Annotated in this window: 5 protein-coding genes; 2 read left to right on the top strand and 3 right to left on the bottom strand. The window is 63.0% G+C overall.

Going from position 1 to position 7017, the window contains the following annotated elements:
- Positions 1 to 1521: 1521 nt before the first annotated feature.
- The 3 genes from DQP57_RS15185 to DQP57_RS15175 all read right to left on the bottom strand — a co-directional run bounded on the left by DQP57_RS15185 (position 1522) and on the right by DQP57_RS15175 (position 5132).
- Positions 1522 to 3192 (bottom strand): DUF4185 domain-containing protein, encoded by a 1671-nt coding sequence (locus tag DQP57_RS15185; protein WP_112633730.1) that lies wholly within the window; start codon positions 3190 to 3192, stop codon positions 1522 to 1524.
- A gap of 137 nt (positions 3193 to 3329) precedes the next feature.
- On the bottom strand, positions 3330 to 4463 hold the full coding sequence (locus DQP57_RS15180; RefSeq protein WP_112633729.1) for a cellulase family glycosylhydrolase: 1134 nt from the start codon (positions 4461 to 4463) through the stop codon (positions 3330 to 3332).
- Between the two features lie 231 nt (positions 4464 to 4694).
- Positions 4695 to 5132, bottom strand: a complete 438-nt coding sequence (locus tag DQP57_RS15175) for a TM2 domain-containing protein (RefSeq protein ID WP_112633728.1) — start codon at positions 5130 to 5132, stop codon at positions 4695 to 4697.
- Positions 5133 to 5262: 130 nt separating this feature from the next.
- On the opposite strand from DQP57_RS15175, the gene DQP57_RS15170 reads away from it, so the two are divergent.
- Together DQP57_RS15170 and DQP57_RS15165 are read left to right on the top strand one after the other, a co-directional pair.
- Positions 5263 to 5649, top strand: coding sequence for a DUF2237 family protein (locus tag DQP57_RS15170; RefSeq protein ID WP_112633727.1), 387 nt, complete (start codon positions 5263 to 5265; stop codon positions 5647 to 5649).
- A gap of 96 nt (positions 5650 to 5745) precedes the next feature.
- Positions 5746 to 7017, top strand: a complete 1272-nt coding sequence (locus tag DQP57_RS15165) for a sulfotransferase family protein (RefSeq protein ID WP_112633726.1) — start codon at positions 5746 to 5748, stop codon at positions 7015 to 7017.

The raw sequence follows: 7017 nt of genomic DNA, 5'->3' as shown, positions 1-7017 counted from the left end.
TCTCCGGACATGCCGGGGCGATTCAATTACGCCGTCAGGCGTGAGAAAGTAAACGGTTTGCAGGGGCGGCCGGCCTGGATTGGGAACGTCAATTGTGTAGTCCGAAACCGCGACCGGTGTGTAACCGCTCAGGTCGGGGAAGCGTGGAGGGTCCGCATGAGCTAAACCGGGAGTTAGCAGAGTAGCGCCGGCGAGTACGCCCATCCAGGGAAGCGTGTTGACCCGCATATCATTCCTGTCGATTCAAGCACCGTGCTGCCAAACGATACACCACTTTGGCTGCAGTCCGTATTTCACTGCGTTGCAACGTGTTCCGTCATTCGCGGGATCCTCATCTTGACCGGCAAGACCGCTCCGAAATGGTTGAACCTCAAAACGCAAGGTTGCCTGACGGTTTGAGCACAAATCCGTGGTCGCCGCGTGTGGTGTCCAAGCATGCGACCGAGTGGTCCGCGCCCACTGCGCATGTCGCATTTCGGTAGTTCAGCTTCTGCCCGATGTTCAACAGGTTTCCGTGCGTGAACTGTGCTCCGCAGGGCTGGTCCGTCCGACTCACTGCGTATGCCGGGCCCGTACCTGCTGCCCCTGCGCTACCTATGACGCAGGATCCGTTGTCGAGTCCGGGAAATTCACCATCGCATTTGATTGCTTGCCCATTCCACGCCGGCACAGGTTCGGCGGCGGCAAAGGAGCAATCGATGTTGTAGGGAGTCGAAAAGTGGGCGTAACGCATCCCCTTTTGGGGGGATACGAAGTAGTTCTCGACCGGTACAGAGGCGAAGCCACTGAGATCCGGGAAGCCAGGGGGCTGCGCGGCCGCATGCCGTGGTGCTGCCGCACAAGACATGCACACAACGGCTGAAGCCGCGGTCAAGATCCGTATGGCAAAACGAGTGACAGCGCGCAAGCGGGTCCTCCGCAGACTCAGTGTCTGACGATAAAGCCGATTGAGCAGAACCGGACCGACAATCACACGTGAGGCAGCCAACTTGACCCATGCGGCGATAGAACGAAACCATGGCCTTGTGGGTCTTTGCAAGCCGTCATTCCTGAGTTATCAACCCCGCAGATAACGCCGTCGACGGTGATGGAGTGTGATGGCGGCAGGGTTTTTACTCCGTTCGGTGGGGGACCCGAGGGTGCAATTTGTTGTAGACGCGATGCCGTTCCAATCCAATTCACGCGCTGCGATCCGTCGGATGCAGGCGAAGCCGGTGGGATACCAGGGAGATTGTTCCCCGTGCACTGCGCTTGGCCTGACAGAAAACTGCAGATGATGCCGTCGGGGGTCAGGAAAAATACCTGGGTAGCGGGTATGCCGGGGGTGGACGCGTCAACTCTGTAGTCGGTGACATTGGCTGGGGTATACCCGCCGAGGTCGGGGAAGCGCGGAGGGTCCGCGTGCGCGTTGCAGGCGCTGATCACGGCGGTGGCCGTACATGCGGCTGATGCTACGAGTGCCTTGCTGATCATGGCTTTCCTATCAGGAACGTGACGCGGAGACGACCTTCGCTGCGACCGTCATTGCGCCGGAGTGACTTGGACCTGCTGCACGTTGTAAGGCGTATTCGCGTCGGTATTCCATTGGCTGAGGAACAAGTTCAGGTTGTTGAGGCTTGAACCGGGCAAGATGTAACCTCCGTAGGGCTGTCGGATCGAAATGGGAGTGTTCCCGGTGTCGTTGTGAGCAACGACCGTGGGAGCGCGGCCACTGAAGATTTCGAGGGGATCGTTTGCGACTCGCACCTCCACTTGATTCGTTCCAAACGTGCTATTGAATCCAGATAGCACCGGCTTTCCGTCCACTTCCCTGAAGCTGAGTTCGCCGTAGGTATTCGGGCTCATTGGCACCGTTGCGAGTTCTCCCGGTTGGCCCCAGCCGCTGCCGGTCCAGGGTTGCCAGGCGTCGCGGTCGGTGACTTGGTTGGGATCAACCCGGTACATGGTGACGCCTCTACTGCGGTCAAAAGAGTCTGCGGCGATGTACACCTTGCCGTCTTTGGCTTGAAAACCGCTGATCTGCGTAGGTTGGCTCGTCGCGCTGGTGCCGGGGTGAATCGGGTCATTCGGATTCGGAGGGTTGGGTGTCCAGGGGCGCCACGACTTGTCGATCGGTTTCCACCCCTGGCTGGGGTCGTTCGTTACTTTGACGAGCCACGATCCCCCCGTGGGGTTTAGTTTGTCGGTGCCGGCGACCATCATGTACGTGGTGCCGTCGCTCATCCGGATACTTCCGGCAGGAAGTGTGTCTGTCCCCGCTGCTTGAGGCGGCGGTGGGAACAAGACGTTTTGGCCGTCCGGTCCAGTGAGCGGAGCGCCAAAATGGGGACGACCTTGTTCGTCGAACGTGACTGGCACGGCCACTGAGGGGTAGTGCTTCCCGTCGTAGGCCTTATCACCGGTGAATGAATCTCCAAAAATTGCGAACAACTTCCCAGGCTGTCCGTTTTGGCCGGGTACCTCGACAACTTCCCCCAAATCTGCGGCGCCAATTCCCGGGATGCCGGGGATACCGCCGGTGCCAGCAACCGGGCCCAGATTTCTTACAACTCCCCGCAGCGGCTGCTCGATCCAGTCGTCCACAGCTTTGGCAGGGTCATAGCCGTCGGCGTGCAGATTCCCCATCGACTTGCGCAACGTGTCCGAGTAGGCATTACGAATTGAATTCATCTGCTTGACGGCACCGCGGACATCGTCCACCGCCTGTGCGTGCACAGCCTGCCTCAGCTTCTCCAATTTGTCGCGCTCCCCCGGAGGGAGGTCGAACCCTAAATCGTGTTCTATCGCGGCGAGCACCCTGTCGAGGCCCCGCAGCTCACTTTCCAAAAGGGCGATCTCTTGGGCCCCTTGCTTTTGCGCGTCGGCCAATGCAGCGGCGATGGACTCCAGCTCGGCACCGATCTTCGGCAGTTGCTCAGACTGTGCACCAAGGGATTTGGTGACCCGTTGGACTTCATCGGAGTCGTTGATCGGGTGCCCGCCCTGCTCATGGTTCCAGGCCGCGGCGAATCGTTTGCGCGCGTCCTCGAAGGCGTGGTCAGCTTCGGCGGTGTGCCGACCGGCACCATGGAAAGCCTCCGCCAGCTGGGATATCTGAAACGGGCTGCCGGCCTGCAAGCTCTGGTTGATCGCCCACGGATCGCCGCCGGCCGCCGCGATCAGTTCCGCTTCGGTGAAGTGGCCCCACGTCATGGCGCCGCCTGCAGTCGACCAACACCGACGACCATCGCCGCCCCCTTCTGAGCAGGTATAACCCTACTACTGGAAGCTCACGGGCGGGTGCGGTCGCTGAAGGATCGAAGCTAAGGCAGTCCCAGGCCGCAACCTGCTCAGGTCTGGCTACCGGCCAGCTTTCGCACCGTCAGGGCCTCGATGTCTTGAAACGGGCGGCCCTCGGGCCGGATCAGGTCGTGGAACCACACCTTCGGGACTGAGGTGTACGGGTGATCCCATGAGTCCCAGGGAAAGTAGGTCTGGGTCTTGCCGGCGACCAGACCCCAGTTGATGGCACCGACGTTGTGGCGCTTGGCAACCGGAAGGATCGATTCGACGGTGCTGCCCTGAGGGCGCGCCATGTATTCCGTGCACAGGATCGGCCGGCCCAGCGGAGTGAGCTCGTTGATCCGGTTCTCGAACCCGGACGGCCCGGCGTAGGAGTGGAAGGTGATCACGTCGGCGTTGGCAAGCTGGATGTCGCTGATCGTGCTGCGGCCCTGAGGTTGTCCCCAATCTCCCTGCCACACACCGCTTGTCAGTGGCTGGCTGGCATCCACCGCCCGCGCCCACCGAAACACCTGGGGGAGCAGGTTGGCGACCAGTTGTTCCTTGTCGCTTCTTTCGACCGTGCGGTACTGGCGCGCGGGATTGTCGGGCTCGTTCCACAGGTCCCAGCCCAAAACGCGGTTGTCGTTACGGAATTGGGTCATCACCGCGGTGACGTAGTCGCGCATGACAGGGACGTAGCGAGGGTCGCCGAGTCGTTCGGCGCCGGGGCTTTGCGCCCACCCCGAGTTGTGCACGCCGGGCCTCGGCGCACGCTGGCGGCCCGCGCGCGGATGTGGATCCCAACAGGAATCGAAGAACACGAACAGCGGTTTGATGCGATGACGCGCCGCGATGTCGACGAATTGCCCTAGGCGCGTTTGGAAGCCACGCTGATCCGCGGCCCACAGCTGATCATGAAGGAACACCCGCGCAGTGTTGTGGCCGTAGAACTGCGCCCAGCCGAGTTCGGTATCGATGCGCCGCGGATCGAAGGTGTCGGGCTGGAACATCTCGAGTTGGTTGATGGCGTTCGCCGGAATGTAGTTTGCTCCAACGAGCCAGCCCTGCGCTTGATACCAACGGTTCGCGCGCTCGGGTGACCACCGGCCCGCTTCCTCCGCGGAAGCCCGGGGCGCCCGGGCAACTGCGGCGCCTGCCGCCAGTAACAGAGGGAGTTTCAGGGCCGTACGTCGTTCCACGATGTGACGATAAGTTTTCGGGGCGATTTCCCCGGGATTTGCTCAGCGCGTCGCGACAGGTTCGTTGTCGGCACCGTCGCGCGACGAACTCGCTGGCGATCGTGACCAATCCGTGACCACCACTACCGGCGTGGCCGGACCGCCTCGAAGATCAACCAAGTTAAAATCAGGGCCCGTTGCGCGTCAAACGCGTTGTCGGACAACCGAAAAGGATTCCCTATCGCCGCTCGCCTAACGCAGCTTGCGGCCGTATCTGTCTTTGACGCTGCCCGTGAAGATCATGATCGCGTCGACGATGGCCCAGACCATGACGCCGAGCAGGACCGGAAAGCCCAGAAAACAAAAGAGGCTGAAGAGAACTCCGAACAGCCCCAGGCACAGCTGCGCGACCGCGATCTGCGTCGAGTCGATATAGAAGCGCCCGATACCGAACACGCCGAAGAACAGCTGGAGCAAGCCGGCGGTGGTCGCGGACTTGTCCGATAGCGCCAGTCCGGTCACCGGATCGCGGCCGTACGGCGCCTGGGGGTCACCATATCCGGGGTAACCGGGATACCCCGGATAGCCCGAGAAGCCGGGGTGAGGCTGCGGGGGCGGATAACCCGGCGGCTGCCACCCCCAGGGCGGCTCGCCGGGCGGATTTCCGGGTTGGTTGGGCGGCGTCGACATCGCTTCGAGTTAACACGCCCAGCGTCCGGGCGTCCACACAGAGGCCCGCCGGGACCGTCCCGTGAAAACCCGACGAAACAGTCGGCAGATTTTCTTCAAACTTCACCCTCAGGAGCGCAATACTGAACGGGTGCCTGATCGAAATGTGCTCGGCGGTCCGCTGGAACCGTGCGGCACAGACCCGGTGACCGGCTTCTACCGCGACGGCTGTTGCTCGACGGGGCCTCAGGACCTTGGCCGGCACACGATCTGCGCGGTGATGACCGCCGAATTCCTGGAGCACCAGCGCTCGATCGGCAATGACCTACTGACGCCGGTGCCCGAGTACCGGTTCCCCGGTCTGCTGCCCGGCGACCGCTGGTGCGTGACCGCGCTGAACTGGCTGCGCGCCCACCACGACGGTTGTGCCGCCCCGGTGGTGCTGGCCGCTACTCACGAGAGCACCCTCGAGGTGGTGCCCTTGGAGGCGCTGCAAGAACACAAGGTCGACGTCCCCGACGATCTGGCCAACCTCTAGCGCCGGCCGGGCGCGGCAGGTGGATGCACCACGGATCTGCGCCGCGGCTAGCGTCGGTGTCATCTTTCTCACCCGTTGCGTCGGAGAGGGGTTGCGGTGGGTTCGGCGGTTGACGACATCGACTTCGACGACCTGACGGCGCCCCGGCTGACCGACGTGCAGCGCCAGATCCTGGAATTCACCGAGGCCAAGCCCGTCGACCTGGACATCGACCGGATGCGTGCGGAGGCCATCGAGCAGACCGGCCTGCCGGCCGGAGCCGCCGACCTCGACGACACCGACGGCTTCGCCGACCGGCTGCGGGCGCACGTCGGAGCCATCGAAGCCGACGACGCGCTGCGCCAGCTCACCCGCGGTTCGCTGCGCCAACGCATCGTGCGCCTGCTCCGCAACCGCATGTCGCTCACCGAACTCCTCGGGCGCTACCCCGAGATCGAGTCCATCCCGATCGAAAAGCCGTTCATCGTCGTCGGGATGCCGCGTTCGGGCACCACCCATTTGGTGAACCTCATTGCCGCCGACCCGCGCCGGCGCGCGCTGCAGTATTGGGAAAGTCAGGATCCCATTCCTGCGCGGGGGCAGGGCCCCGACATTTTCGGCGTCGATCCCCGCTACGCGCGCGCGAAAGCCGAACACGATGCGCTGATGGCGAGCGCACCCGTGGTGGCCGCGATGCATGACCGGTCTCCCGAGGCGATCGAGGAGGAAGTGGAGCTTCTCGACCTCGACCTGGCCTCGTACGTGCTGGAATGGCATGCGCGCGTGCCTGATTGGCGTGACTACTACTTGGGCCTCGACCAAACTCGGCATTACGCCTACATGAAAAAGGTGCTGCAGGCGCTGACCTTCCTGCGCGGCCCGCGGACCTGGGTGCTCAAGAGTCCACAGCACTGCGAGCAGCTCGGCCCGCTGATGGCGACGTTCCCCGACGCGACCGTGGCCTTCACGCACCGCGACCCCGCCGCGGTGATCCAGTCGGCGATCACCATGATGGCCTACTCGGACCGATTGCGCCGCAACAGCATTGACCCGCAGTGGCTGCTCGATTATTGGAGCGACCGCGTGCATCGCCTACTCAGCGCATGTGTGCGGGACCGCCACCTGGTGGCGCCCGAACGCAGCATCGACATCAACTTCCACCAGCTGGGGGGCAACGAGATGCCGGTGCTCGAGACGCTGTACCGGTGCGCCGGCGTGGAGCTGCCGCCCAAGGTACGCGAACGCTTCCAGCGCTACCTGGACGGTAATCCGCGGGGCAAACACGGCCGCATCCACTACGAACTGCAGCGGCACTTCGGCACCTCCGCGGACGAACTGCGCCGCCGTTTCGGCTTCTACTTCGACAAGTTCGACGTCTGTCCCGAATAA

This window comes from Mycobacterium colombiense, from assembly GCF_003284935.1.
GTDB lineage: Bacteria > Actinomycetota > Actinomycetes > Mycobacteriales > Mycobacteriaceae > Mycobacterium > Mycobacterium arosiense_A.
Note: the sequence above shows the minus strand (reverse complement) of the source record. Positions and strands in the feature narration are given on the sequence as shown.